Origin of the sequence: Paenibacillus sp. NEAU-GSW1 (assembly GCF_009737085.1) — a bacterium.
Classification (GTDB): Bacteria; Bacillota; Bacilli; order Paenibacillales; family Paenibacillaceae; genus Pristimantibacillus.
Window position 1 is genome coordinate 1 of sequence record NZ_WOVL01000043.1, and the last position, 25,113, is coordinate 25,113.

Annotated in this window: 24 protein-coding genes; 3 read left to right on the plus strand and 21 right to left on the minus strand. The window is 51.1% G+C overall.

What is annotated here, in order from left to right:
* Positions 1–216: 216 nt before the first annotated feature.
* The 7 genes from GOM71_RS22780 to modA all read right to left on the minus strand — a co-directional run bounded on the left by GOM71_RS22780 (position 217) and on the right by modA (position 6,240).
* Positions 217–1,773 carry an ABC-F family ATP-binding cassette domain-containing protein gene (locus GOM71_RS22780; RefSeq protein WP_156285327.1) on the minus strand — a complete coding sequence of 519 codons (1,557 nt, stop codon included), beginning with the start codon at positions 1,771–1,773 and terminating at the stop codon, positions 217–219.
* 268 nt (positions 1,774–2,041) lie between these two features.
* A complete protein-coding gene (locus GOM71_RS22785; RefSeq protein ID WP_156285329.1) occupies positions 2,042–2,431 on the minus strand; it encodes a DUF350 domain-containing protein in 390 nt (129 codons plus the stop codon).
* On the minus strand, positions 2,428–3,045 hold the full coding sequence (locus tag GOM71_RS22790; RefSeq protein ID WP_156285331.1) for a hypothetical protein: 618 nt from the start codon (positions 3,043–3,045) through the stop codon (positions 2,428–2,430). Before GOM71_RS22790 ends, GOM71_RS22785 begins: the two co-directional genes overlap by 4 nt.
* On the minus strand, positions 3,042–4,250 hold the full coding sequence (locus GOM71_RS22795; RefSeq protein ID WP_156285333.1) for a glutathionylspermidine synthase family protein: 1,209 nt from the start codon (positions 4,248–4,250) through the stop codon (positions 3,042–3,044). The genes GOM71_RS22790 and GOM71_RS22795 overlap by 4 nt, the downstream gene beginning before the upstream one ends.
* The gene (locus tag GOM71_RS22800; protein ID WP_253944994.1) at positions 4,247–4,978 is read right to left on the minus strand and encodes a hypothetical protein; all 732 of its coding nucleotides are present in this window, start codon (positions 4,976–4,978) and stop codon (positions 4,247–4,249) included. The genes GOM71_RS22795 and GOM71_RS22800 overlap by 4 nt, the downstream gene beginning before the upstream one ends.
* 35 nt (positions 4,979–5,013) lie before the next feature.
* Entirely contained in the window at positions 5,014–5,229 is a 216-nt protein-coding gene (locus GOM71_RS22805; RefSeq protein WP_156285335.1) for a hypothetical protein, read from the minus strand.
* Positions 5,230–5,442: 213 nt separating this feature from the next.
* Positions 5,443–6,240 (minus strand): molybdate ABC transporter substrate-binding protein, encoded by a 798-nt coding sequence (gene modA / locus GOM71_RS22810; RefSeq protein ID WP_367649758.1) that lies wholly within the window; start codon positions 6,238–6,240, stop codon positions 5,443–5,445.
* Between the two features lie 170 nt (positions 6,241–6,410).
* Between modA and GOM71_RS22815 the strand changes: the two genes are divergently transcribed.
* Positions 6,411–7,352, plus strand: coding sequence for a helix-turn-helix transcriptional regulator (locus GOM71_RS22815; protein ID WP_156285337.1), 942 nt, complete (start codon positions 6,411–6,413; stop codon positions 7,350–7,352).
* Between the two features lie 138 nt (positions 7,353–7,490).
* Here GOM71_RS22815 and GOM71_RS22820 read toward each other — a convergent pair whose 3' ends face one another.
* Positions 7,491–8,315, minus strand: coding sequence for a squalene/phytoene synthase family protein (locus GOM71_RS22820; protein ID WP_483311064.1), 825 nt, complete (start codon positions 8,313–8,315; stop codon positions 7,491–7,493).
* Between the two features lie 196 nt (positions 8,316–8,511).
* Here GOM71_RS22820 and GOM71_RS22825 point away from each other — a divergent pair, with 196 nt between their 5' ends.
* Positions 8,512–8,931: a LysM peptidoglycan-binding domain-containing protein gene (locus GOM71_RS22825; protein WP_156285339.1), complete on the plus strand. Its 420-nt coding sequence runs from the start codon at positions 8,512–8,514 to the stop codon at positions 8,929–8,931.
* 82 nt (positions 8,932–9,013) lie between these two features.
* Here GOM71_RS22825 and GOM71_RS22830 read toward each other — a convergent pair whose 3' ends face one another.
* From GOM71_RS22830 to GOM71_RS22890, 13 genes are all read right to left on the minus strand, one after another.
* Positions 9,014–9,577: an NUDIX hydrolase gene (locus tag GOM71_RS22830; RefSeq protein ID WP_156285341.1), complete on the minus strand. Its 564-nt coding sequence runs from the start codon at positions 9,575–9,577 to the stop codon at positions 9,014–9,016.
* A gap of 100 nt (positions 9,578–9,677) precedes the next feature.
* Positions 9,678–11,126, minus strand: a complete 1,449-nt coding sequence (locus GOM71_RS22835; protein WP_156285343.1) for a bifunctional 2-methylcitrate dehydratase/aconitate hydratase — start codon at positions 11,124–11,126, stop codon at positions 9,678–9,680.
* Positions 11,127–11,154: 28 nt separating this feature from the next.
* Positions 11,155–12,279 (minus strand): bifunctional 2-methylcitrate synthase/citrate synthase, encoded by a 1,125-nt coding sequence (gene prpC / locus GOM71_RS22840; RefSeq protein ID WP_156285345.1) that lies wholly within the window; start codon positions 12,277–12,279, stop codon positions 11,155–11,157.
* On the minus strand, positions 12,279–13,172 hold the full coding sequence (gene prpB, locus GOM71_RS22845) for a methylisocitrate lyase (RefSeq protein ID WP_367649759.1): 894 nt from the start codon (positions 13,170–13,172) through the stop codon (positions 12,279–12,281). The genes prpC and prpB overlap by 1 nt, the downstream gene beginning before the upstream one ends.
* A gap of 15 nt (positions 13,173–13,187) precedes the next feature.
* The gene (locus GOM71_RS22850) at positions 13,188–14,321 is read right to left on the minus strand and encodes an acyl-CoA dehydrogenase family protein (protein ID WP_156285347.1); all 1,134 of its coding nucleotides are present in this window, start codon (positions 14,319–14,321) and stop codon (positions 13,188–13,190) included.
* Between the two features lie 15 nt (positions 14,322–14,336).
* The gene (locus GOM71_RS22855) at positions 14,337–15,203 is read right to left on the minus strand and encodes a 3-hydroxybutyryl-CoA dehydrogenase (protein ID WP_156285349.1); all 867 of its coding nucleotides are present in this window, start codon (positions 15,201–15,203) and stop codon (positions 14,337–14,339) included.
* A gap of 19 nt (positions 15,204–15,222) precedes the next feature.
* Entirely contained in the window at positions 15,223–16,398 is a 1,176-nt protein-coding gene (locus GOM71_RS22860; RefSeq protein ID WP_156285351.1) for an acetyl-CoA C-acetyltransferase, read from the minus strand.
* Positions 16,399–16,427: 29 nt separating this feature from the next.
* Entirely contained in the window at positions 16,428–17,573 is a 1,146-nt protein-coding gene (locus GOM71_RS22865) for an acyl-CoA dehydrogenase family protein (protein WP_156285353.1), read from the minus strand.
* A 237-nt stretch (positions 17,574–17,810) separates the two neighbouring features.
* A complete protein-coding gene (locus tag GOM71_RS22870; RefSeq protein ID WP_253944995.1) occupies positions 17,811–18,191 on the minus strand; it encodes a tellurite resistance TerB family protein in 381 nt (126 codons plus the stop codon).
* A 104-nt stretch (positions 18,192–18,295) separates the two neighbouring features.
* Positions 18,296–19,267: a hypothetical protein gene (locus tag GOM71_RS22875; protein WP_156285357.1), complete on the minus strand. Its 972-nt coding sequence runs from the start codon at positions 19,265–19,267 to the stop codon at positions 18,296–18,298.
* Positions 19,268–19,401: 134 nt separating this feature from the next.
* The gene (locus GOM71_RS22880) at positions 19,402–19,911 is read right to left on the minus strand and encodes a hypothetical protein (protein ID WP_156285360.1); all 510 of its coding nucleotides are present in this window, start codon (positions 19,909–19,911) and stop codon (positions 19,402–19,404) included.
* Positions 19,912–20,045: 134 nt separating this feature from the next.
* Positions 20,046–20,969, minus strand: coding sequence for a hypothetical protein (locus tag GOM71_RS22885; RefSeq protein ID WP_156285362.1), 924 nt, complete (start codon positions 20,967–20,969; stop codon positions 20,046–20,048).
* 80 nt (positions 20,970–21,049) lie between these two features.
* Positions 21,050–21,445, minus strand: a complete 396-nt coding sequence (locus GOM71_RS22890; protein ID WP_156285364.1) for a hypothetical protein — start codon at positions 21,443–21,445, stop codon at positions 21,050–21,052.
* A gap of 142 nt (positions 21,446–21,587) precedes the next feature.
* On the opposite strand from GOM71_RS22890, the gene GOM71_RS22895 reads away from it, so the two are divergent.
* Positions 21,588–24,929: a DEAD/DEAH box helicase gene (locus GOM71_RS22895; RefSeq protein WP_156285365.1), complete on the plus strand. Its 3,342-nt coding sequence runs from the start codon at positions 21,588–21,590 to the stop codon at positions 24,927–24,929.
* The last annotated feature ends 184 nt before the right edge of the window (positions 24,930–25,113 follow it).

The following is a 25,113-nucleotide window of genomic DNA, read 5'->3' on the forward strand; positions in this document are numbered from 1 at the left end:
AGGGTAGACGGAGCATTTAAATGATTCTGGAGAAGCGTCAGCGTTCGTTTTTGTGAAGGGATCCCAACCTTACCTCGTTGATTCAAAGGAATCCCTGAGCAATGGCGATCGGAAGAACATTTAAATGAGCAGTTTACTGTTTAACCCAGATAAAAAAAGGGGTATCCCATCGTCATTTTCATGACTTATGGGACAGCCCCTTCGGTTTATAGCCGACTAGAATACTTTCGTCGTCCAAGATTCGCAATTCCACGTATCGGTTACGACATCGCGGTAAAATTCAGGTTCGTGGGATATGAGCAAAATGCTGCCTTTATACGCTTTAAGCGCACGCTTCAGCTCATCCTTAGCGTCAACGTCCAAATGATTGGTAGGCTCGTCGAGCACGAGCAGATTCGTTTCGTTGTTGATCAGTTTGCAAAGGCGAACTTTCGCTTTCTCGCCGCCGCTCAACACCGTAATTTTACTCTCAATATGTTTCGTCGTCAGGCCGCATTTCGCGAGCGCTGCGCGCACTTCAAACTGCGTGAACGACGGGAACTCGTTCCAAATTTCTTCGATACAAGTGTTGTAATTCGCATCCTTCGACTCTTGTTCGAAGTAGCCGATATGAAGCAAATCGCCCAATTGCACATTGCCGGAAATTGCCGGAATTTCGCCAAGAATGCTGCGGAGCAAAGTCGTCTTGCCGATGCCGTTGGCGCCGACGAGCGCAATCTTTTGTCCTCGTTCCATCCGCAAGTTAAGCGGTCTGGAGAGCGGGCTGTCGTAGCCGATTACAAGCTCCGTCGCTTCGAAGATCAGTTTGCCCGATGTACGGCCTTCTTTAAAGTTAAACTGCGGCTTCGGCTTTTCCTTCGCCAGCTCAATGACATCCATCTTGTCGAGCTTCTTCTGGCGGGACATCGCCATGTTGCGGGTCGCAACGCTAGCTTTGTTCCGTTGAACGAAATCTTTCAATTCTGCGATTTCTTGCTGCTGGCGCTTAAACGCCGACTCCAGCTGCTGCTTTTTCATTTCATGAACTTCTTGGAAATGATCGTAATCGCCGACATAGCGGTTCAGCTCTTGATTTTCCATATGGTAGATCAAGTTGATTACGCTGTTGAGGAACGGAATATCATGCGAAATGAGAATAAAGGCATTCTCGTATTCCTGCAAATAACGCTTAAGCCATTCGATATGCTGTTCGTCCAAATAGTTCGTAGGCTCGTCGAGCAGCAATACGTCCGGTTTTTCGAGCAGCAGCTTGGCGAGCAAAATTTTTGTCCGCTGTCCGCCGCTCAAGTCGTTAACGTCCTTGTCGAGGCCGATATCGGTAATGCCCAGTCCGCGGGCCGTCTCTTCGACTTTCGCGTCGATCATATAGAAGTCCTGATTGGTAAGCGTATCTTGAATCGTCCCGACATCCTCGAGCAGCTGCTCCAATTCTTCCGGAGAAACTTCGCCCATTTTGCCGTACATATTGTTCATCTCTTGCTCCAGATCGAACAGATACTGGAAAGCGCCTCTCAATACGTCGCGAATCGTCATCCCTTTCGACAATACCGCGTGCTGATCCAAATAACCGACGCGCATCCGCTTCGACCATTCGACTTTACCGTCGTCTGGCTGAAGCTTGCCGGTAATAATGTTCATAAAGGTGGACTTTCCTTCGCCATTGGCGCCGATTAGTCCGATATGCTCGCCCTTCAGCAAGCGGAAGGACACATCGTTAAAAATCGCCCGATCGCCGAAGCCGTGGCTTAATCGCTCTACATTTAAAATGCTCATCTATGACACCTTTTCTGTAAACTATTTTTCTCGCCCCCAGGCGCATCGCACGCCCTGTCTCAAGAAATTGCTTGTTATATTATAAGCTGTTCGGGTGTCACAACTCAATGTTTACATGAAAATTTACAACAATAATTAGAAGAGATCGATTCCGTTCAGCGCCGTCCAACAGCCGGAGCCGACAATAAGCGCCAGCGCAAGCTTTTTAAAACTTGCTTCAAATGGACAAAAGCGATTGTACGAATGATTTTAATAAAACCTTATCTGATTAAATAATCAAGCTGCTGATCGACAAGCTCGTGCCGATATATACGGCGCACAGCAGCACGCCGACTGCTGTATTGCCTCTTTTCAGCTCCTCGCCGATTCTAACGCCGGGAGTCGCCAGTTCGAACACCCAATAGGCAATGACAAGGCAAACATAACCGACCGCAAACCACAACATCATATGCCAGATGGACGTGTTCGTATATGCGGCTACGCCAAGCACGATGGCTGTCGACAAAAATTTCCCGCCCATCGCAAGGCCGGCCGCGACGTTGCCTTTTTTCAGCTCTTCCATATCTTTGTATGGCGTCATCCAGCTGAAAATGACCATGCCGATCAATTGAAGCAAAATAATTACGACAACGCTAATGACAATATTAACTACGATCATGAAGCCCACCCCCGGAATTTGGCGAATGCCTTTTCATAATTGGTATAGTCATGTACTTCTTCAAGCTTTACTTTTACGGTTTTGGCCGATTTGAAGCTTTTATACCGTTTGGCGTCAATCGGCTGTTTGATGTCGTGCCCGGAAGGCAGCGTAATGATGCCGAAATAGCGTGTGTTGCCTTTATAATCAGTACGATATGCGCCGACCAAATCGACTTCGGTCGTCACATTCACCTTTAACTCCGCCAAGTCCGCGTCCGCATCTTTTTTGTTCTTGAACGATTTGATCGTTTTCCATTCGGTCAACGTTACGCTGTTGCTCCCTTTGGAAGTCGTACCCATTATAGCCTCCATGTACTGCAGCGTCCACACTTTGTCGCCGGTCGCATAGTTTTCATCGTTCGGCAGCAATTCGTTATCAGGAACGATCGTCATATCGCTGCCGATCAAATCGCCTACGGACGCCTCAACGATGCGGTAATCCCACGGCAAGGAATTTGTTTCGACAATTGATGTATTCTGACTCGACGACGCTTGGTTGATATCAGCTACGCATCCATTCAGCGCCAAGGCCGCTGCAATAATCGCAATGACGATGATCAGTCTCTTCTTCATTTACGTTTCACTCCAATCGCAACAAAATGGCTCGTATTTCCCGTGATGAGTCCGCCTGCTCTTCCGAGCATGCCGCAAGGCACGCCATTAATGACGAACATGCCCGTCAACAGGCTGAATTCGCCCGCAGCCAGCTCTACTTTCGCAAGCTCGGCCCGTTTTTGATAGACGCGCGGAAATAGTCGGCTCGTATCAAATCCGTCCTCGTCCTTAACTTCCAGTCTGCCGGCGTCGTCGTACATTTTCACCGATCCGCCTTCGCGGCCAAACATCGATTTGGATACATAGCTGCCGCTGAACATTGCTTTATTGTAAGTCGGAAGCATATACGATTCGATCGCGGCTCTCTCCTCTTCACTGTACAGCAGCTGCAGCTCATACAAGCCCCAAATAAATGCAAGCATGCCTTTGGATTGCATAATTAGCGCATGCACGGAATTGAACAGCGTAAGCTGGCCGCTCTCTACCGCGTAAGCCAACGCTTCGCCGCCGTCGTCAACCGCCATCCATTCTTTCGGATAAAGCGCAAACATCCGCTCGACCCGTTCACCTTCGCCTTTACGCAAAATCCCTTCATCAACCCACAGGTCAAGGCAATCCACGCAATCGATATCGAGCCCGCTATGTTTAACGAGCATGTCGATCGTGCCTGTATCCTCCAGATGCTCGCCGTAGGCTACGCAAGCTGCCGTATCCGGACGCTCCTGCGCCCAAGCGGCCGCCAGCTGCTCCTTCATGCGGGCGTTCGGCGAGTCTAACGACAGCCTTTCGCACTGCCAAGGCGTTACCATCGCTGATTCAACATAACCTGTCGGTGTATCCGAATTAAGCTCCAGCAACCGAATATCGCCTTCGTTCGAGATAGCGAAATCAAACCTCGCATACCGGCTAATGGCATTCGGCTCGTTCATCTCAATCGTATCCAGCGTTTGCCACAACAGTTCAGGAATGCCAAGCATGCCGTAAAGATCGTGGCGGCGATGCGCGAAACGGCAAGTTTTATCAAATATGCGCCATAATTGCGCCGACGCCTGCTCCAGCTTCTCATACAGCTCCGGACTCATCGCGATCGCTTGATCAATCCAATACGATTCGCCTTCCAAATTGGCCCATGTGAAACCCATTTCCGCCAGCTGTTCCACAAGTTGTTCGCGATTTGCGCGCGGTTCTCCGACAACTTCGAATGCTTTGCCGGTGTTCGTCATCCGCCAAACCCGCTGCTTGACGAAGATTTGCTCGAACCGGAAGAGCTCAGGCTGCTCGATTTGCCGCCCATACTCCCTTTGGACGAAGAAGTGGAGCGACGTGTAATTTTGCCGGTTTCATTCGTCGTTTTCGGACGGACGGATGAGCCGACCACCGGTTTGTTCTGAAAACGTTCCTTATTATACTTGCTGTAATCCGGTCTGTACGATTTTCCTGATTTCGTATAACTGGATTTATGCGAGCGATGCCAATCTTGCGCGTAGTAGCTTCTCCCATTGTTGAAGATCAGATGGTACAGCAGCAAATCGTCCCATCCGAGTCCTCCGGTATGAATGATCGTCGTATTGCCCGAACCGCCGCTGCTTGCGGCTCCAGATCCGCTTGTCGTCGTACCAACCGCTTCATCATACGGAAGCTGCTTGCCGTTCTCGTCATAGACAAGCTCCGAAGGAATATTCCAGTCGACGGCTGGATCATAAAATCCTTTTGCGGCGTCAGTTGTCCATTCCACCAGTTTAGGCTGCTCAGGCGTCGCCGTTTCTGAAGCTGACTCTGCGGCAGCGTGAGCGCTGGGAGCAAATCCGATCAACGCATTGGCAAGCAATGCAAAACCTAGCGAAGTAGAAAGTACGCGAATCGGCTTTCCGTCTTTCGTAAATACTTTTCCTGCAATGTACGGGGGCAACTGCTGCGCCGGCCCTTTTTTGTCTCTATTATTTGTTTTCATGCTATGACACCCGCCTTCCTGATCATTTGCAACAGCTAAAAATGATTAACTTTCGTTAGAAGCAATTCCATGACGCCCGTATCGATGTTGAGTCTTCCTTCGATCGTCTCGTACTCAATACCGCCGTGCGTTAAATAATTGACATGATGGAGCGCTTCAATCATCTCTGTGCTCCATACACGCTCGTCGATTGTGAATAAGCCGCCCGTTGACAGTTTTTCGATCAGACAAACCTTCATTCCCGTTCCCATCGTTATTCCTCCCAGAAACTAACTTCACAAGCTAGCATTGTCAAAAATGCGCATGAACTAGATACGCGCTAGCGAAACAACGGTTTCGTTTAGCCGTAAACTATTTATCATTATCAAGGAAAACAAAATTCCCCGCAACTATACTGCAACTGGTAAATTTGTAAATAACAAAAAGAAGACAGCGGCTGTCTTCTTTTTGCAATAAATATTGATTTAGTCAGCCATTTTGAAGCCAAATTTTTCAAAAATAACGGCTGCTTGCTTCGAGCGCAAGTAAGTGTAAAACTGTTTCGCTTCCTCCGCATGTTTCGTCGCTTTTACGATCCCCATTGGATATACGATCGGCGAATAACTTTGCGGATCGACGGCCAGTGAAATAACAGCTTTACTGGAAGCCATCGCGTCCGTTTTATAAACAAACCCTGCGTCCGCATTTCCGGTTTCTACATATTGCAGCACTTGCCTCACATCTTTAGCTTGCACGGTCCGCTCTTCCAGCTCATTCCATAGGCCAGCGTATTCAAGCGCTTCTTTGGCATAGCTCCCGGCAGGGACAGTTTCCGGAATGCCGATCGCCAGTTTTTTTACTTGCATGACATCGCTTATTGACGCTAATTTCCGGCCTGCGTCTTTTGGAACGATAATGACCAGCTCATTTTTCAATAAATCGGCAGCCGAATCTGGAACAATCAGCTCCTGTTCGACGAGCGCATTCATATTTTTCGCGGCTGCGGACAAGAAAAGATCCGCCGGCGCGCCTTGTTCAATTTGCTGCTGCAAGGCACCGGAAGCGCCGTAATTGAAAAGCAGCTCTACATTATTATGTTCATCTGCATATAGGTCTCCAATCTCATGCAACGCATCCTTCAAGCTCGCCGCCGCTGAAATTGTCAACTCGACCCCGGCTTCCTGCTGAATCGCATCGTTCGTCTGCTTCTCTGATCCGCACCCGGCCATAATTGCAAATAAGGCTGCAAGAGATAACCAAATCATAATATTTTTAAACTTCACTCTTGCCCCTCCTACTATTTGAATCTAACTAGTTATAATTAGTCATTATTTATGTACCCCATTTAATTGTCAACAAGTTAATTCTACGATTCACTCAACCCTTTCGTCCAAATATGTTAAAATAACGCTTAAATGCAATTCGTTCACGACATTGAATAAGGAGCTGCGGCATGTCGAATGAAATCTCCTACACAACCGAAGAAATCGCCAAGCTATTAAAAATATCAAAGCTGAAAGTGTATGATTTGCTTAAAAAAGGCGAGCTGCCCTCCTATCGGGTTGGCAAGCAAATGCGAGTCGATGCTAACGATTTGGAAGCTTACAAAAGGCGCGCCAAAGGAACAGCTTCGGTTGAATCGCCCTTTGCCGTAAAGATCGAAGCGCCTGTCTCGCAATCGCAAGGCAATCGGTCCATCGTTATAACGGGACAAGATATCAGCCTCGATATATTAGCCAAGCATATCGAAAGAAACATCGCCGGAATCCGGCCGCTTCGCGCTTATGTCGGCAGCCTGGACAGCCTGATAGCGATGTATCGGGGGGAATCCCACATCGTAAGCACGCATTTGCTGGACGGAGACACTGGCGAGTATAACGTGCCTTACATTCGCAAGCTGCTTATCGGCACTTCGTATATCGTTGTAAATCTGTTATCCCGTCAGGCGGGGCTTTACGTTCAGAAAGGCAATCCGCTGCAGATCAAAGGGTGGGACGATCTCAAACGTCCGGGCTTGCTCATCGTCAATCGGGAGAAAGGGTCCGGCGCCCGTGTCCTGCTCGACGAGCAGCTTCGTCTGCATGGGATTAACGCGCGGCAAATAGAAGGCTATTTCAACGAGGAATCCAATCATTTGGCCGTAGCGGGAAAAGTAGCTTCCGGCGAGGCGGATGTTGGCATCGGCATCGAGAAAGCGGCCGCTATCGTCGGCACTGTCGACTTTGTCCCGCTTATCAAAGAGCGATACGATCTCGTTCTGCTGCAGGATGCAGAAAATCAGCATTGGATTGAAGCGCTTCTGCGCATTCTACGATCGGATGAATTCCAAAACGAACTTCGCTCCATTCAAGGCTATGATCTTTCGCTGACCGGGCAAATTTTGTTCAAAAATTAATCAAGCCTATACCAAGAAGCCATTCTCACAGCGTTATTTTATTGACTACGCATGAAACAGCCGCCTTGAAAAACAAACGGCCTTCCCGCATGACTGGGAAGGCCGTTTGTTTACAAAGCTATGTACCGGCTGGTTCGGCTAGCCGGAAATTTTATTAACGATCTTAAGTACCGCATCGCGAGTCAATTTATTGCCGCCCGCGGCAATAAGCTTAGTCGTTGCATGCGCCAGCTGGAGCGGAATTTTGCAGAAATCGAGCGCCGGTCCTTTTTTCAAATCGGCAATATAAGCATCCGCGACTTTAAGATTCCGCTTCGTATATTGCAGCATTTCTTTGATCCCCCATCCATCCGGATAGAAGTTCACGCCCCGCTCTTGATCCTCAATCTTATTGCGCAAAATGTTAACCGCTTGCAACCCCCGGCCGAAAGCGACCGCTTTCGTTCGGTCCGTAACCGTGCCGTCGTTCCAATGCCAAAGCTCCGACAGGAGTTCGCCAACCATTCCAGCGACACTGTATGTGTAGCGGTCCAGATCTTCCTCCGTGCGGATTTGCCATTTCGCCTCTACCCACTCGGCCATTTCCTTGGACATTTTGGCTGTATAGCGGATGACCGTTTCCCTTGCGGTCGTCGGGCAAAGCTGAACCCATTCCATCAGACGCATCGATACTTCCGGTACTTGTTCCTTATATGGCGCAAGCGCACCGTTCAAATCATTCTCCATGTTCGGGGATAATAGCGCATCGTTTACTTTGTACAGCAAATCGGCTTTTACTTTTTCATCAAGCTGCTCATGGTCCTCGATTTCATCAATTGCGCGCATGCATAAATAGGCGGAGCCAACAGCTTCCTTTAGGCCCGGCGTCAGTCTGCTGATTGGAATAAAAAACGTCCGGCTCGTTTTTTGCAGCATAAACATTGCGTCGTCTAGCACTTCCGTATTAATGTTGATTACCTCCAATTACTGCTTTGGCTTTGGCTTTTCTTTAACTATACCATACGTGAGAGAACATACCCAAATTAATCCGCCGCTAAAGCGGCCTGTTAGGATCGGCATAGGCCGGATCGCCCATTTTCGCATAGGCGAGTAACCGATAGGCGGCTTCGCCATATAACGTATATAGACAAATAACTATTTCGTATTGGAGGCAAAAATTATGCAACGTGGCTTTACCCCATTTGGCGGAGGAGGTTTTCGCCCGCCGTTCCGTCCCGTTCCTCATCCTTTCTTCCCAAGACGCTTCTTCTTTCCGTTCTTTTTCTTCTCGCCGTTTATCTTCCCTTTCTTTCCGTTCCGTGAAGGTGCAGAAGATGCGACGCGCAATGATCACTATTTCGCCCATCATCAGTCGCAAGCAGGTGAAACGATGGCTCATATCTCCCATATGTACAACATCCCATGTGCGTTTCTAGAAGAAGCAAATCCGGAACTTACCGCGCATGCCGCGCTTCAGCCTGGAACGAGCGTCTACATTCCGCGCATTTCCCATATGCAGTGCCATAAAACGTATGTAGAAAGAGAAGTCGAGGCGCAAGCTGCCGCAGCTCCGCATCAAGCCGGCCATTACAAAGGATAACCGCACGCAAGGCAAGAAGGGGCTGTCCCAGACGTCGCGCATAAAGCGAGTCGGAACACCCCTTCTTCTATTTTATGCGCTTTTATGCTCTGAAGAAAACATTGGCATTGCCCGGACTCGCCGCTGCCGAATCCGTATCCAACCCCTTGCTCTTGCGGCGCAGCGCAACGTCGATCAGCCATTCGGTAAATCCGGCTATCTTCATCGTCTTCATCTCTTCCAATGTAAAGAAGCCCGCTTGATCGACCTCAACCCCATCCGGCTGCGGTTCGCCGCTCACATATTCCATATCGAATGCAATATAGACGTTGTGGATCGCTCTAGGCTGATCGCGTACCGCGACGATGCTTGATACCTTAGCGTGTACCCCAGTCTCTTCCAGCACTTCTCTAACAATGGTCTGATCGATCGGTTCCAATTGTTCAATATAGCCGCCCGGATTCGTCCAGTTGCCCTTCCCCGGCTCCTGTGCTCGGCGCACAAGCAAAATCCGATCATCGCGCATGACTAACGCTCCGACGCCTACGCTGTAATCGCCCCAATGAATATGGCCGCAGCTCGCGGAGATGCAAGCTTTGCGCATGCTTCCGCCGATCTCGCGTTCCTCCATCGGCTGACCGCAAGCAGAACAATAATTTATCGGCATGATTCGTACCGTCCTTTTATGCAATAATGATAGCTCTGTACTGATGATAGACGGTTCCGGTCATTCATGCCAGTCCATTTATTGGAATTGTTCCAACCTGCTATAGGACAAACAAGTCGATAAACTGCTGCACCGGCATTTGCTCAAACGACTTCTGATCGCGGACGGCATCTAATATCGCTAACGTTTGCCGCTCGGCAAAGCGGCTTCGTAAATTTGCTTCAAACTTCCGCTCCAGCAGCGGAATTCCTTCTGTCCGGCGGACGCGGTGACCGATCGGGTATTCTGTTTCGATCCGCTCTGTCGCGCTGCCGTCTTTGAAATAGATTTGCACCGCATTTGCAATAGAACGTTTATTTTCATCCAAGTAGTCTGCGGAGTATCGCTTGTCTTCGGCAGCGATCATTTTCGCCCGAAGCTCGTCAATTCTCGAATCGCTTGCAACCTCATCCTCATAATGATCTGCGGTCAGCTCGCCATAGATAAGCCCAACAGCCGTCATATATTGCAGGCAATGATCACGGTCTGCCGGATTGTGCAGCGCCCCTTGCTTATCAATGATGCGAATTGCCGACTCATGTGTCGTCAATTCGATCCGGTCAATCTCCTCTAGCCGATCTTTAACGAGCGGATGCAGCTTAATGGCACACTCGATTGCAGTCTGTCCGTGAAATTCTGCCGGGTATGAAATTTTGAACAGTACGTTCTCCATCACATAGGACTCGAACTTTCGTTTGTATACGATCGGCTTTCCTTTAAATAGCACATCGTAGAAGCCCCAGCCCTTCGCCGTCAGTGCCGACGGATAGCCCATTTCTCCTTTCAACGCGATCCAAGCAAGCTGGACGCCGCGGCTCGTCGCATCGCCGGCCGCCCATGATTTGCGCGACCCCGTATTCGGAGAGTGCCGATAGGTGCGGAGCGGATGACCGTCGAGCCACGCATGAGACACCGCGCGGGCGATATCGGCTTCCGATCCGCCGAGCAAGCCGGTTACGACAGCCGTCGTCGCTACTTTTACGAGAATGACATGGTCCAGGCCGACTCGGTTAAAGCTATTTTCCAGTGCGGTTACGCCTTGTATTTCATGCGCTTTAATCATCGCTGTAAGCACATCCCGCATAATTAGCGGACTTTCGCCGTTTACCAATCTGCTGCGGCTAATATAGTCGGCGACCGCGAGAATGCCGCCGACATTGTCCGAAGGATGCCCCCATTCGGATGCAAGCCATGTGTCATTATAGTCCAGCCAGCGGATCATCGCACCAATGTTGAACGCCGCTGCGATCGGATCGAGTACATATGCGGTGCCGGGCACCCGCGCACCGTTAGGCACGGCCGTTCCCGGCACTGCCGGGCCCAGAAGCTTCACGCATTCCGGATATCGCAGCGCAAGCAAGCCGCAGCCAAGCGTATCAAGAAGACAGTACCGGGCTGTTTCATATGCGGATGTGCTTTCAATGACGGCATTCTTTGCATATCGCGCAATTTCCGTAATGACTTCATCCATTTCAGGCCGAGCATTGCCCGCGCCGCTCTCATAGGACATCCTTTTCCCCCATTCGCCAATCGATCAGTTAACGACGGTCCTCAATTTCGATCCAAGGCTGCGGCTCCGGCCCCGTATATTCAGCGGATGGCCGAATGAGCCGATTGTTTTCACGCTGCTCAACAATGTGCGCCGACCAGCCGGCAATGCGGGAGAGCACGAACACGGGCGTAAACAGCGAAGTCGGAATGCCAATAAATCGGAACGCGGAGGCGCTGTAAAAATCAAGATTCGGAAACAATTTTCGTTCGCGGCGCATGACGGCCTCGATCCGCTCCGATACCGGATACAGACTCGTATCTCCCGCTTCAACGGATAACGTTTTCGACCAAAGCTTAATGATATCGGAACGCGGATCGGAGACCGAATAGACACGATGCCCGAATCCCATAATGAGCTGGCGCGATCCAAGCAGATGCAAAATCGCTTTTTCCGCCTCATCGGGATTGTCGAACTGTTCGATCAACTCCATTGCCGCTTCATTCGCGCCGCCGTGAAGCGGCCCTCTCAGCGTGCCGATTCCCGTCGTGATCGCCGAGTAATAGTCCGATAGCGTCGATGCGGTTACACGCGAGGCGAAAGTCGACGCGTTAAATTCATGCTCGGCATACAGCACAAGCGCCACATCCAGCGTTTCTTCGTGGAGCGCGCTAGGCGGCCTGCCGTGCAGCAATTCCAAAAAATGACCGGCAATGCTGGCGCTCCCCTCTCCCGCCGTATCGATTTTTTGGCCGCTCTCGTGATAATGATGCCAGTAAAGCAGTATCGACGGCGAGCAGGCGAGCAGCCGATCCGCCAGCTGCCTGGGTGTACGAAACGCGGATTCCGGTTCAAAGGCGCCCAGCGCGGAAACGGCCGTACGAAGCACGTCCATCGGATGCGTTGTTGCCGGAAGCTGCTCCAGTATCGCTTTGATCCCTTCCGGCAGCAAACGGAGGTTCACCAGCCGCCGCTTGTATTGCTCCAGCTCAATCGCACTGGGAAGCTTGCCGTAGAGCAGCAAATATGCCGTTTCTTCGAAGCTTCCGTTATGGGCGAGATCATCAATCGAATAACCGCGATAAGTTAATCCTTTCCCTTCTTTTCCTACGGTTGAAATCGCGGTTTGTCCGGCGATCGTGTTGGCCAAGCCGCCTGATTTATTTGCCGCCATCAGCCTTCTCCCTCCTCCTTGCCGAACAGGGCATCAAGCTTCTGTTCATAGCGGTAGTAGTGAAGATGATCATAAAGCTCTTCCCGTGTTTGCATGAAATGAAGCGCCTTGGATTGCGTGCCGTCCCGGCGAATCGTCTCATACACCTGAAGCGCGGCTGCGCTCATGGCGCGAAAAGCTGACAGCGGGTATAACGCTAACCCGACTCCAGCGCTTGCAAGCTCTTCTACAGTAAACAGCGGCGTCCGCCCAAATTCCGTAATGTTGGCCAGAATCGGCACTCGGGCAGCATCCGCGAACTGTTTGTATTGGTCGAGCTCGATAACGGCTTCTGGAAAAATCATATCCGCTCCCGCTTCGGCAAATGCGCACGCCCGTTCGATCGCCGCGTTAAGCCCCTTCGCCGCAAGCGCGTCAGTTCGGGCCATAATGATGAAACTGGCGTCCTGTCTGGCATCGACCGCCGCTTTTATCCGGTCAATCATTTCCGCTTGGCTGACGATTGACTTATTCGGACGATGGCCGCAACGTTTCGCAGAAATTTGATCCTCGATATGGAAGCCTGCAGCCCCCGCACGCGTCAGCGCTTTGACCGCGCGGGCAATTTGGAATGCGCCGCCAAAGCCGGTATCGGCGTCAACGAGCAGCGGCAGCGGAGTGGCCGCCGTAATTCTCGCGGCATCCTCGACAACGTCGTTCAGCGTTGTAATGCCAAGATCGGGCAATCCGAAGGACGCATTTGCAACGCCCGCGCCTGAAAGATACAGTGCGCGAAAGCCCGCTCTTTCGGCAAGCAATGCCGTATAGGCATTAATCGCGCCCGCGACTTGCAAAGGCTTCTCCGCCTGTAAGCTTTCGCGCAATCGTCGGCCTGCCGTATCGGTATGACTCACAAGGACGCCTCCTTCCTATTCCGCTCGCAGCAATTGGCCGCTAATGACGATTCTATGAATTTCATTTGTTCCCTCATAGATTTGTGTTACTTTAGCGTCTCGGAAAAGCCTCTCTGCTGTTGAAGATTCTGAGCAGCCTTCCAGGCCTAGCAATCTAACGGCCGCGCCGGCGATTTGAACAGCCGTATCAGACGCGAATAGTTTCGCCATCGACGCTTCCTTCGTGCAAGCCTCCCCCTCCTGCCGCAGCCATGCGGCCCGGTATACGAGCAGCCGCGCAGCTTCCGCAATAACCGTTAATTCGGCCAACTCGGCATGCTGCGGCGTGAAGGCGGATCGGGAGGAACGTATTCGAAATCGTTCCTCTATTAGCCGCAGCGCTGCCTCGGCGATGCCCAACGCTTGCGCGGCGATGCCGATTCGACCGCCGTCCAGCGAGCCCATCGCAATGGCAAAGCCTTCGCCTGCTTTGCCAAGCACTTGCGATTCGGGCAGGCGGAGCCCGTCAAAGATGAGCTCGCACGTATTGGAGCCGTGCAGTCCCATCTTTCTTTCCTTAAGTCCGACTTGCACACCTGGAGCAGCATTATCGATCAGAAAAGCAGTAACGCCTTTTGCTCTCTTCTCCGGGTCGCTGACCGCAAAAGCCAAGTACACGTCCGCCGCGCCGGCGTTCGTAATGAAAAGCTTAGCGCCGTTCAGCACATAATGTCCGCCGTCCTTCTCCGCCACCGTTCTAATCGAGGCGGCATCTGATCCCGCATGCGGCTCCGTAAGGGCGAATGCCCCGAGCCATTCGCCCTTTGCAAGCTTGCTTACGTACCGATTACGCTGCGCCTCTGTGCCGTGCTTCAAAATCGGCAGCGTGCAAACGGAGGAGTGCACCGACAAAATAACGCCGAGAGCGGCGCTTGCCTTGGAAATCTCGTGGATCGCAACAATATAAGAAATAAAGTCGCCGCCCATACCGCCCCATTGCTTTGCGATCGGAATGCCCATCCAGCCTCGCGCAGCCATACCCGCAACAAGCTCGTTCGGAAACCGTTCTTCCTTTTCCATGCGCGTAACCGCCGGCACAACTTCTGTTTCTGCAAAATGCCTGACCGCCAGCTGCAGCTCTTCCTGTTCCTTCGTCAAGCGGAATTCCATCGGCCGGAGCTCCTCTCACGAATCGTTGTAAACATAAAAGCCTTTTCCCGCTTTGCGTCCGAGCCAACCGGCAGCAACATATGCGCGCAGCAGCGGACAAGGTCTGTATTTGCTGTCGCCAAACCCGTCATGCAGCGTTTCCATAATGGATAAACAGGTGTCCAGTCCGATAAAATCAGCAAGCGCGAGCGGCCCCATCGGATGGCTCATGCCTAGCTGCATCACTTGATCAACATCCTCCGGCGTTGCAACCCCTTCATAAACGGTATAAATCGCTTCATTGATCATCGGCATCAGCACGCGATTCGACACGAAGCCTGGAAAATCGCGCACCGTAACCGGCGTTTTCCCAATCGCGCCGATCAACGCTCTAGCTTTCACATAAGTATCGTCGGATGTGGCAAGTCCGCGAATAATTTCAACTAGCGCCATAACAGGCACCGGATTCATAAAATGAATGCCGATCACCCGATCCGGCCTGTTCGTAGCTGCGGCAATTTCTGTGACGGACAGCGACGATGTATTTGTTGCCAAAATGGTTTGCGGTTCGCATAGCCGATCCAGCTCCGCGAACAGCAGCTGTTTAATGCGAAGCTTCTCCGGCGCCGCTTCAATGACTAGCTCTGCCTCCCGGCACAGCTCCAGATCCGTCGCCAGGCTTAGCCGGGCAATCGCGCCGATTCGTTCCTCCTCACTCATGCGGCCCTTTGCGACAAGCCGCTCGAACGCTTTATCAATCGACGCTCTGCGGTTTGCCAAAGCTGTCGAATCGATATCATACAGTGTGACGTTCAAACCGCACGCAATCATCGTTTGGGCGATTCCTCCGCCCATCTGACCGGCACCGAGCACGGCGATGCCGGATATGGCTGCAGCGTTCAAACACCTCCCTCCTTTCAGCTCAATGATCGACTCGCACCAATAGTGCGTCGCCTTGCGCGCCTCCGCTGCATATTGCCGCAATGCCCAGTCCGCCGCCGCGCCGCTTAAGCTCGCGAATTAGCGTCAATACGATTCTTGCTCCGCTAGCTCCGATCGGATGCCCGTAAGCGATAGCGCCTCCGTTCACGTTCACTTTCGCGGCATCCCAGCTGAGCAATTTGCCGCTCGTCAGCACGACGGAGGCGAACGCTTCATTCACTTCAAACAAATCGATATCCGCAATGCTAATGCCCGTCTGTTTTAACAGCTTTACAATCGCATTTGCCGGAGCTTCCGCTAATTGATGCGCTTCCATGCCAATCGATGCATGCGCGACGATGGTTGCTTGCGGCTGTAAGCCATGCTTGCGTGCAGCCGTTTTTTCCATCACGATGACGGCGGCCGCTCCGTCATTAACACCCGGCGCATTGCCCGCGGTAATCGTTCCGCCCGTATGGCCGATCGGTCGCAGCAATGCGAGCTGCGCCGCATCGGTATTCGGACGCGGGCCTTCATCGACCGCAATCGAAGCATTTCCTTTATCTGCCCGCACCGCAACTATTTCCTGCGCCGCGATGCCGGCAGCAATTGCCTCAACCGCGCGCGCTTGGCTCCTCAGCGCCCATTCGTCTTGCTCTGCGCGGCTTATTGCATGACGGTTAGCCGCATCATTGCCGTGGACCGCCATCGCCACTTGATCGAAAGGACAGGTCAGCCCGTCATTCAGCATTAAGTCGAACAAGCCAATATGCCCCATTCTCGCACCCCATCGAACGTCCGAAGCAGCATACGGCGTATTGCTCATGCTTTCCATCCCGCCTGCTGCGATAGCCTCGGCGCTGCCAGAACGTATTGCTTGGTCAGCCATCGCAATCGCGCGAAGTCCGGAAGCGCATACCCGGTTAACGGTATCCGCCGTTATGCTCCAATCAAGACCTGCAAGTATCGCCGATTGTCTTGCAGGATTTTGTCCGGCTCCCGCTTGCAGCACCATCCCCATCGCGACGCTGTCGATTTGATCCTTCGCCATGCCCGCATCGGCAATCGCCCCGGCAATCGCATAAGCTCCAAGCTCGACCGCTTTAACATGCTTTAACGTTCCGCCGAATTTGCCAAATGGCGTTCTCGCACCTCCGACAATGACCGTTTCGAGCATGCCGTATCCCTCCTCATCGAATGTCCTGTTCAATCCATGCCAGAAAGGATGCGGGATTCAATCGGTACAGCCATCCCTCCTGTTCCGAAATCCGATTCTACGCATTTAGCGTCTCGCGCCAACCGTTCAACCCCATATTCGCGCATATATCCGTAGCCTCCAAATAGTTGCACCGCATCCAAAGCGACGGATACTGCTAAGCTTGCCGACATTTTACGAGCAATCGCAGCCGCTTTCCGGGCATCTGCTCCTAAATCCATTCGCCAGGCCGCCTTATAAAGCAACAGACGAGCGGCATCGACGCGAGTTGCCATATCCGCCAGCTTAAAAGACACGCCTTGTTGCTTGCTAATCGGCTTGCCAAACTGCCTGCGCTCTTTTGCATAGGCAACGGCTGCTTGCAGTGCGCCTTGCGCAATGCCGACCGACTGCGCGGCGGCTCCCATGCAGCCGATATTTATAACGGACTCCATTATCGCTCTTCCATGAGGTACCAGTCGCTGTTCATGCGGGATCAAGCAATCCTTAAATTGCAGTGAAACCGTCGATAATCCTCGCAGGCCAAGCTTTCTCGGCAATGGCTCAACTTCCAGCCCGGGTGTTCCTTTCTCGACTAAATAAGCTGCAAGGCGCCGCCGGGATGTCGGTTTCTTTCCGGTGTCTGACGCAAAAAGGAGAATGACGTCCGCGTCCTCCCCGTTAACGGCAATAGGCAATCGGCCGTTCAATCTGTATCCGCCATCTCCGAGCGGCTGCGCCTGAAGTTCATGAACCTGACTACAAGCACCCGTTGCAAAGCCGCCCAATTTCTTGCCGCTAGCAAGCTCCTTTAACAAACGATGCAGCGGATGCTCGCTCCCGCTTGCCGCTATAGCTTTCTGCAACGGCCATAGAACAAAGCCGGTGTGAGCCGCAAGCATCGCTGCGCTTGATGCGCAAACTGCAGACAGCTCCTCCAGCACAACGGCAAAGGTTGCGATATCGCCGCCGGCTCCGCCCCGGCTCTCTTCGACCGGAATGCCCGCCAGTCCAAGCTGGGCCATCTGTCTGAATACTGCAGGTTCTATCTTTCCTTGTTCATCCCTCGCCCTCGCAAGCGGGGCGAGCTCCCTTGCCGCAAAATCGCGAATAACCTCTCGGGTCATTTCCGTTTCCTCGTTAAAGCGATAACGCATCTCCTTCCTCACTCCTTACATCAGGAGTTTGAGTGGAGCTCAAACTCACTCCTTTGTCACATCAGGAGTTTTAGTGGAGCTCAAACTCACTCCTTTGTTAATCAGGAAAGGTGGACAATGTTCGACGGAAATTGCGGTTGCCCATATATATGAACCGGACAATCTTAAAAATGCCGTCCAAAAAGCAAAAAAAAAATAGAGGGCGGCAGCCCTCTATCCTGAACAGTTAAGACAAAATTAAGACAAAATATGTTTAATCCCTTCGATTTTCAGCTGATCCATCCGGATGACCCAATCCTTAAATTTCAAATAGGTCGAATCCGACAGCCCGAGCAAACGCTGCAGCTTACGCGCGATCTCTTTCTCGTCATCGTTGTAGTCGCCGTCCGCATATACGAGCAGCATAATTTCTACGAAAAAGATATGCTTAACCTGCTCTTCTTGCACTTGGCTTATCATTTCTTCAATATCGCGATTGTCATCGAAATGATATTCCGCCTGCTGTATGTTCATCTCGTGCATGAACGCTTGAATATACCCTTTTTCCTTCGGATTTACAAAGCCGTCGGCCTTTGCCACCGTATGGGCCAAATCGAGAAAAGCTACTTTATGCTCCATCTTGTGCAAAAAATGCAAAAACAAAAAACTCCACTCTCCCGCGTAAATAATAAGTTGCTTCTTCTTATTTTCGACATAAACGCAGGTTTTCCTACATCATTTCGTTATTTATTCGCCTCTTGCATAAAATGTTCGAGCAGCTGCTCTACTTCTGCGGTAAAAACGTTATCCGTTTCGTCTAGCAGCGCCAGCAGCTTCTCTAATCTTGCCGCGAGCGTACTGTCTGTTTTATCCGTCTCTACTGCCGACTCGTAAGCGGCCCGAACCTCCGGATCGATCGATATTTTGTCCCCGCTCTCCGAATAAGCATCATATGCAGGCGTGTTGTTGGCGCCATACAACACAGCTGCTTGCGTCATCGCAAACAGCTGTTTTACAGCAGTTGCCCGATTGGATTTCGGATATTGTTTCAAGAACACTTCCATCGCAATAGCCCGCTTGATCAGTTCATCCCAGCTAACGACGATCGCGGCGTCAAACATAATAGGACTGTTGGAATCCACGGCCATCAGATCAATATAGGCGGCAATGTCTTTGTTGATATAGCTTCGAAATTGTTTAAACCCTTGATAATGCATAACCGGATAATATAATCCTTCGCTTGCTTCCAGTTTATAGCCTTTGTCGCGAGCTTCGATAAGCAGCGCTTTAGCAGCCTTGTCGGTCGTCGCGTGCATCAACCCCTCAATGGAATACCCGTTGTCCTGATACGCTTTATCAAGCGCTTGCTGAATTCGTTCTGCATATATTTTTTCAGAAAATGCGGCCAGATGCGCTTTTTGCGCGTTTTCCAAATGCAGCGTCATGACTGTCGCTTCCGATTTTGACACTTCGCGAATATGATTGATCAAGTAATTCCGGGCTGTCGCAAGCGAAGCAGGCTTGCTGACATAGTGCTCGAATTTTTTATATACAGCGCTGCCCTCGGCAGCGGATACTGCTGATTTCTGTGCGGCAGCTGACGCTCCGTCCGGTGTAATCGCAGCTTGCGCCGTCCCGGCGGTCAATGTAAGGGCGAGTCCGAGAAACACAGATTTAGGCCAGTTGCTTAATGTGGTTTTTTTCCAAATTTTCATAATAACCCTCCAATTTTGATGCGGCATACCTTGTGATAACCAACTGACGGGCTGAAACCCGATAAGGTTTCAGTTTTGGACAAAAATAAGAGGCTCGAACTGTGTCCGAACCTCTGCTTTTTTGCAATCGCTTGTTATGGAATATATTGCTGAACAATCCGCGTAACGACGCCGTTCTCAATCGTTAGGTGATACGGATAATTGCTCAATTGAATGGCGTCTTCAGCTTCGAACAAATCAACAAACTTCGTTAGCGAAATTTGCTCGTCCCAGACGATATCCGCCTCCGCGGCGTTACCTGTGCGATTGTAAATTTGCATCAAAACGACGGCGTCCTTCGCCACAGGCAGCGAAACAACAGCATGCTCGTCATTTATTATATAATAGCCGTCCGGCGGCGCATCCATATCGGAAGCTTGTTCCCGTTCAACAAATTTGGCCGCTGCTTCATCGCCTTCATACCATTCGATTTCATCAACGACAAGCTGTAGCCTGCCGGATTCTTGAGCAATTCTGTCGACATATACAGTCTTCATGCTCGGCGTTTGCACTACCGGCGCGTATTCGCGGCTGCCTGCAACGACAAGGCTTACAGAGGTAAAAAAGGCTAATGCGGCTACTGCGATCATCGTCATTTTTTTCATCCGGACAGACGCTCCTTAAAAGGGGGTGATCATACTTATTCATTGTTCATACCGTTTATAACGTCTGCGGATATATAAAAGTTGCAAAAACTTTCATTTTTCTAATAAACCGATGAATTTGCGCCCATAACCAATCATAACGGCGACATATAGCGTCCATAACGGTTGTCGAGCTCCGTTGCCTTGCCGGAGGCAATCGATAATAGCGAAACACTCTCGCCTTCGGCTCCAAGCCATTGCACGCCGATTACGAATCCGTCGTCGCTTGCCGACGCGGCAAACAGAAATTGAAATTGGTCCGGTGTAATAACGCCGCCGTCATCCACGCGCCATGTCGAGTTCGGATCATATGTTGCCGGATAATCGTAGAACGTCCACTGATCGCCGCCGAGAAAAGCGAGACTGGCCAGCATATCATCGCCGCTGCGCACAAATTCAACCAGATAAACCGTCGTTTGATCGCCGATCGTAGCAAGCGGCCATGCATGCTCGACGCTGCGCCCTTTCGCTTTTTCGATTTCCTCTTGGACAGCAGGCTCCGCTGGCTTTGGATCGGTTACTTGAAGTGGCAGCAGCATGGTTTCGCTCATAATGGCAGAATCGATAATAAAGTAGGTCGAATTTTTTTTGGCGCTTCCTTGCGAGGCCGAATAGAGCGTCCCTTTCATATTTTCAAAGTTTTGCGATGTCTGCCTCCCGTTATCTTTCTCCGTTCTCGCTTGCTCTCCTGCATATGCTACCGGAATAACGCGTCCCATCTCGCCAATCGCTACCAATCCGTTATTCGTATTCTCGGTCGTCCCATCGCTGATCAGCTTGCTGCCGTCACTATTCGCAAAACCGAATATCCCTTTTTTCAGCTCTGCTGCAAAATCCGCCGTCGTTATTGGAGATGCGGCCGGCTCTTCGCTCAACGTTGGCGAAGGTTGTTCGGCAGACGTTTGTACAGTCGCGGCAGCTGTAGGAGGCGGAGTCTCCGCTTCATTGCTATCTCCGTTCGAGCAGCCTGAAGCGGCAAGCGCAGTCAACAGCATAACGATCGTCATTTTCTTCATCATAAAACTAACCGCCCTTTACCTTAATATGTCATTTTCAACTTAAACGTTAGCGAATTGAAAAATGGTGCAGCACAACTAATTTATTTTTCAGCAGCGCTGTGCTTGCTCCACTTTCTTCGAAACCCTTCATAACAAATACCGTAAATCAAGCCGTTGAAAATACCGGAATAGGCGAACATCGCAAATGCGTCCGACTGTGACGCTTTGCCGGCTGCAAGAACAACGACGATCAGATAGCCTGCTGCTGCATGAGCGGCAATGCGCAATAAAGATCCCCACGAATCTTCCCGCTTAATAGCAGCGTGTATAAGAAGCGATAAGGGAACGCCGGGAATGAGCGTCACCATAAAGCAGACGATAAGCACAAACACAATTATCATCGCGCCGCCCAGCATCAATGAAATCAATAATGCGCTAATAACTGTCGACACTAAAACGGTTATTGCAGTCGCCAATACATGATCTGTAAATCGCATGTCCATTCTCCTCTTTGCCCGCTCTTTATTTATATCCTAGCAACGGACCTGCGATGCGAACAGTTCTATCTTTTATAGTCCCCGCTTAGCGATTTCTGTTATCATAAAAATATATAAGACAAGTTGAAGGAATGAGCGCTTTATGGGCTTTAATCTATCTCTAAGAGTCATTAAGCTGTTATGCGGAGCCGAATCGTTTCGCATAGGCGAAATTTATAATAAACAAAATGGCGTAACAATTACTGAAAACGATGAAAGCTCAAATCGATATAAGGCGGTCGTAACGGGCGACGGAAGCCGATATAGCGTAACGATTGAACTCGACCGCAACGGCGATCTCGAAGCGGCATGCGGTTGTCCCGCTTACTTCACGCAATCCGTACAGTGCAAGCATATTGCAGCGGCGTTGATTCGATTATACGAAGTAACAGAGAAGTCATACCAGCCGGCGCGCGTGGTACCGTCTCTGCTCCATCCGAATGATACATTGCCCGTATCTGCAAGTGCCGTTAACCCAAGGTACAATGACAGGACTGAAGCTGCGGAAGACCTGATCCGCTTGTTCGAGCGAAAACCGGTATGGTCCAGCGGAGCCAGCCGCATGTTTGAATCGCGAACGGCGCTTGCTGCCGAATTCACCGTCCGTGCTATTCAGAACGGCGCGATCGGCTATTTGTTTTGCATTGAAATGCGCATCGGACCGAAGCGGCTCTACACCGTTTCCAAAATAGCCGATTTCCTCAATCGAATCGAGCGCAAACAGTCCTTCTCCATTTCCAAAAGCTTTATGTACGATCCTGAGCTTCATTGTTTTCAGCCGGAACATGATGCGGTAGTACGTCAATTCATTCAGTTGAGCAACGAAGAAAGGCTGCTGCGGGAGAACGGCTGGTCCGCTCTTTCTTCAAACAGCAAATCGACTAAAAATGCCGGAGCCAGCGTAGAGCGAATGCTCCTCATCCCGCCGCGCATGTGGGATACGCTGGTTCCGCTGCTTCAGATCGCGCCGAATGTGCGACTTGACTACCGCTATTCGGAAACGGAGGGCATTCGATACAGCAATTCCGCATTGCCGATTCAGTTTGCGTTCGATCGCTCCGAGCAACAAGGCGGTTCAGACAGCTATCAATTGCATGCATCCGGTCTGGAAGAGCTAACCGTTATGGAGCATTACGGTCTTGTCATAAATGGGCAAGGCGAGCTCGTAAAGCTTCCGCCCGAACAGCTGGCAAGACTGTCGCAACTGCAGAGAATGATGGAAAGTTCCTTCAAAAACCGCGTTCAAATAGCCTCTGACTTTATCGAGCCGTTCATGGAAAAAGTCGTTCCCGGGCTCTTGCAGCTTGGAGCCTTGCAAATGGCCGAAACGATTGAGGAGCGAATTTTGCAAGCGCCATTAAAAGCAAAGCTTTATCTGGACCGAGTGAGGGACAAGCTGCTTGCGCAGCTTGAATTTCAATACGGCGATATCAGCATCAATCCAACGGAGGCGGCCTCCGGGCGTAAACAGTCTAAGGACCGTATTTTAATCAGAGACGGCGAGCTGGAACGGCGCATTATCGAGCTGATGGAAGAAAGCGGATTTGCGAGGACGGAAAGCGGCTATGTGACGGCGGATGAAGAAACGGAATATCATTTTTTGTACCATATTGTGCCGCTGCTGGAGCCGCTGCTCAAAATTTACGCAACGACTGCCGTAAAAATCAGACTGCATACAGGAGAGGTTCCGCCGAGAATAGCTGTCCGCGCTGACGACCGGGTTAAATGGATGCAATTTCATTTCTCGATGGACGGCATCCCGGATTCGGACATCCGTTTGGTACTGGAATCGCTTGAAGAAAAACGCCGCTACTACCGGTTGCCGAACGGCAGCCTGATGCCGCTTGAGAACGAGAAGTTTCTCGCTATTATCCGTTTTATGAACGAGGTCGGCATTCGCTCCGGCGACTTGGACGGCAGCGGCGTTCGCCTCCCAATCGCACGCGGCATTACGCTGCTGGACAGCGAAGATTCAACCGGAACGATCAAATGGGATAAGCCGCTAAGAGAGCTGCTCGATCATTTGCGAAATCCCGATACGTTGAATTTTCCGATTCCCGGGCAGCTTGATCCTGTGCTGAGAGAATACCAGAAGTTCGGATATCAATGGATGCGAACGCTGGCCCATTACGGATTTGGCGGCATTTTGGCCGATGAGATGGGACTTGGCAAGACGGTGCAGGCGATTGCCTTTATCCAATCGATGCAAGCTGACATTCGCGAGCAGCAGAAACCGGCGCTCATCGTCTCTCCCGCTTCGCTTCTGTACAATTGGCAAAATGAACTGGCGCGCTTTGCGCCTGCGTTGCGCGTCGCCATTGCGGACGGCGCCAAGGCCAATCGGAGCGAGCTGTTGAAAGCAGCCTCTCGCGGCGAGTATGATGTGCTGATCGCCTCCTACCCGCTGCTGCGGATGGATAGCGAGCTGTATGCGAAACAGCAATTCCACACGCTAATCGTCGATGAAGCGCAATATTTCAAAAATTACACGACGCAAACCGCGCAAGCGGTCAAGCTGCTGCAAGCCGATTTTCGGTTTGCGCTTACCGGAACGCCGGTTGAAAACCGGCTGGAAGAGCTTCGTTCGATATTCGAGGCTGTATTTCCCGGACTGCTGCCTAATCGCAAATCGTTTGGCGAGTTGACGCAAGAGATGCTGGCAAAGCGCATTAGACCGTTTTTGCTTCGCAGGCGCAAAAGCGATGTGCTCAAAGAATTGCCGGACAAAATCGAGACGCTTCAGCTCTCCGAATTGCTGCCCGACCAGAAAAAGCTGTATGCAGCCTATTTGGCCAAGCTAAAGCAAGAAACGCTAAAGCATTTGGCCAACAAAAGCTTTGAAAAAAACAAAATTCGGATTTTAGCCGGCTTGACCCGGCTGCGTCAGCTCTGCCTCCACCCTGCTCTTTTTGTCGAAGGGTATACAGGCGACTCCGCCAAGCTCGAGCAGCTGCTTGAACTGATCGAGGATTGCCGATCGGCGGGGCGGCGCGCGCTTATTTTCTCGCAGTTTACCGGCATGCTCGATCTCATCGGGCGCGAGCTCGCTGCGATTGGCGCTCCGTTCTTCTACTTGGACGGCCAAACGCCTGCAAAGGAACGGCTCAACCTGTGCAACCGGTTCAACGACGGCGAACGCGATCTGTTTCTCATCTCGCTGAAAGCGGGCGGCACCGGCCTCAATCTGACCGGCGCGGACACTGTCATCTTGTACGATCTTTGGTGGAATCCGGCCGTCGAGCAGCAGGCTGCCGATCGGGCTCACCGGATGGGACAAAAAAACGTCGTGCAAGTTATTCGTCTCGCCGCTCAAGGTACGATCGAACAAAAGATGGTCGAGCTGCAGCAGAAAAAGCTTCATTTGCTAGAAGATATGATTCAGCCTGGAGATGAAGCGCTCTCTGCTCTAACGGAACAGGATATACGCGAGCTGCTTCAGTTGTAATAACGATTAAAGAAGCCGTCTCAAAAGGGGGCACTCGCTTAAGAAGTGATTCTCATAAAAACCAGCTAATGTTTGTCAAGCTTTTAGTATTGGAGCGCGCCAAGTTAATTGGTATACTAATTTCTAGGCACGACAAATAACCTTCATTGGCGTGAAGGTTATGGGTAAATATGGTTTTAGATTT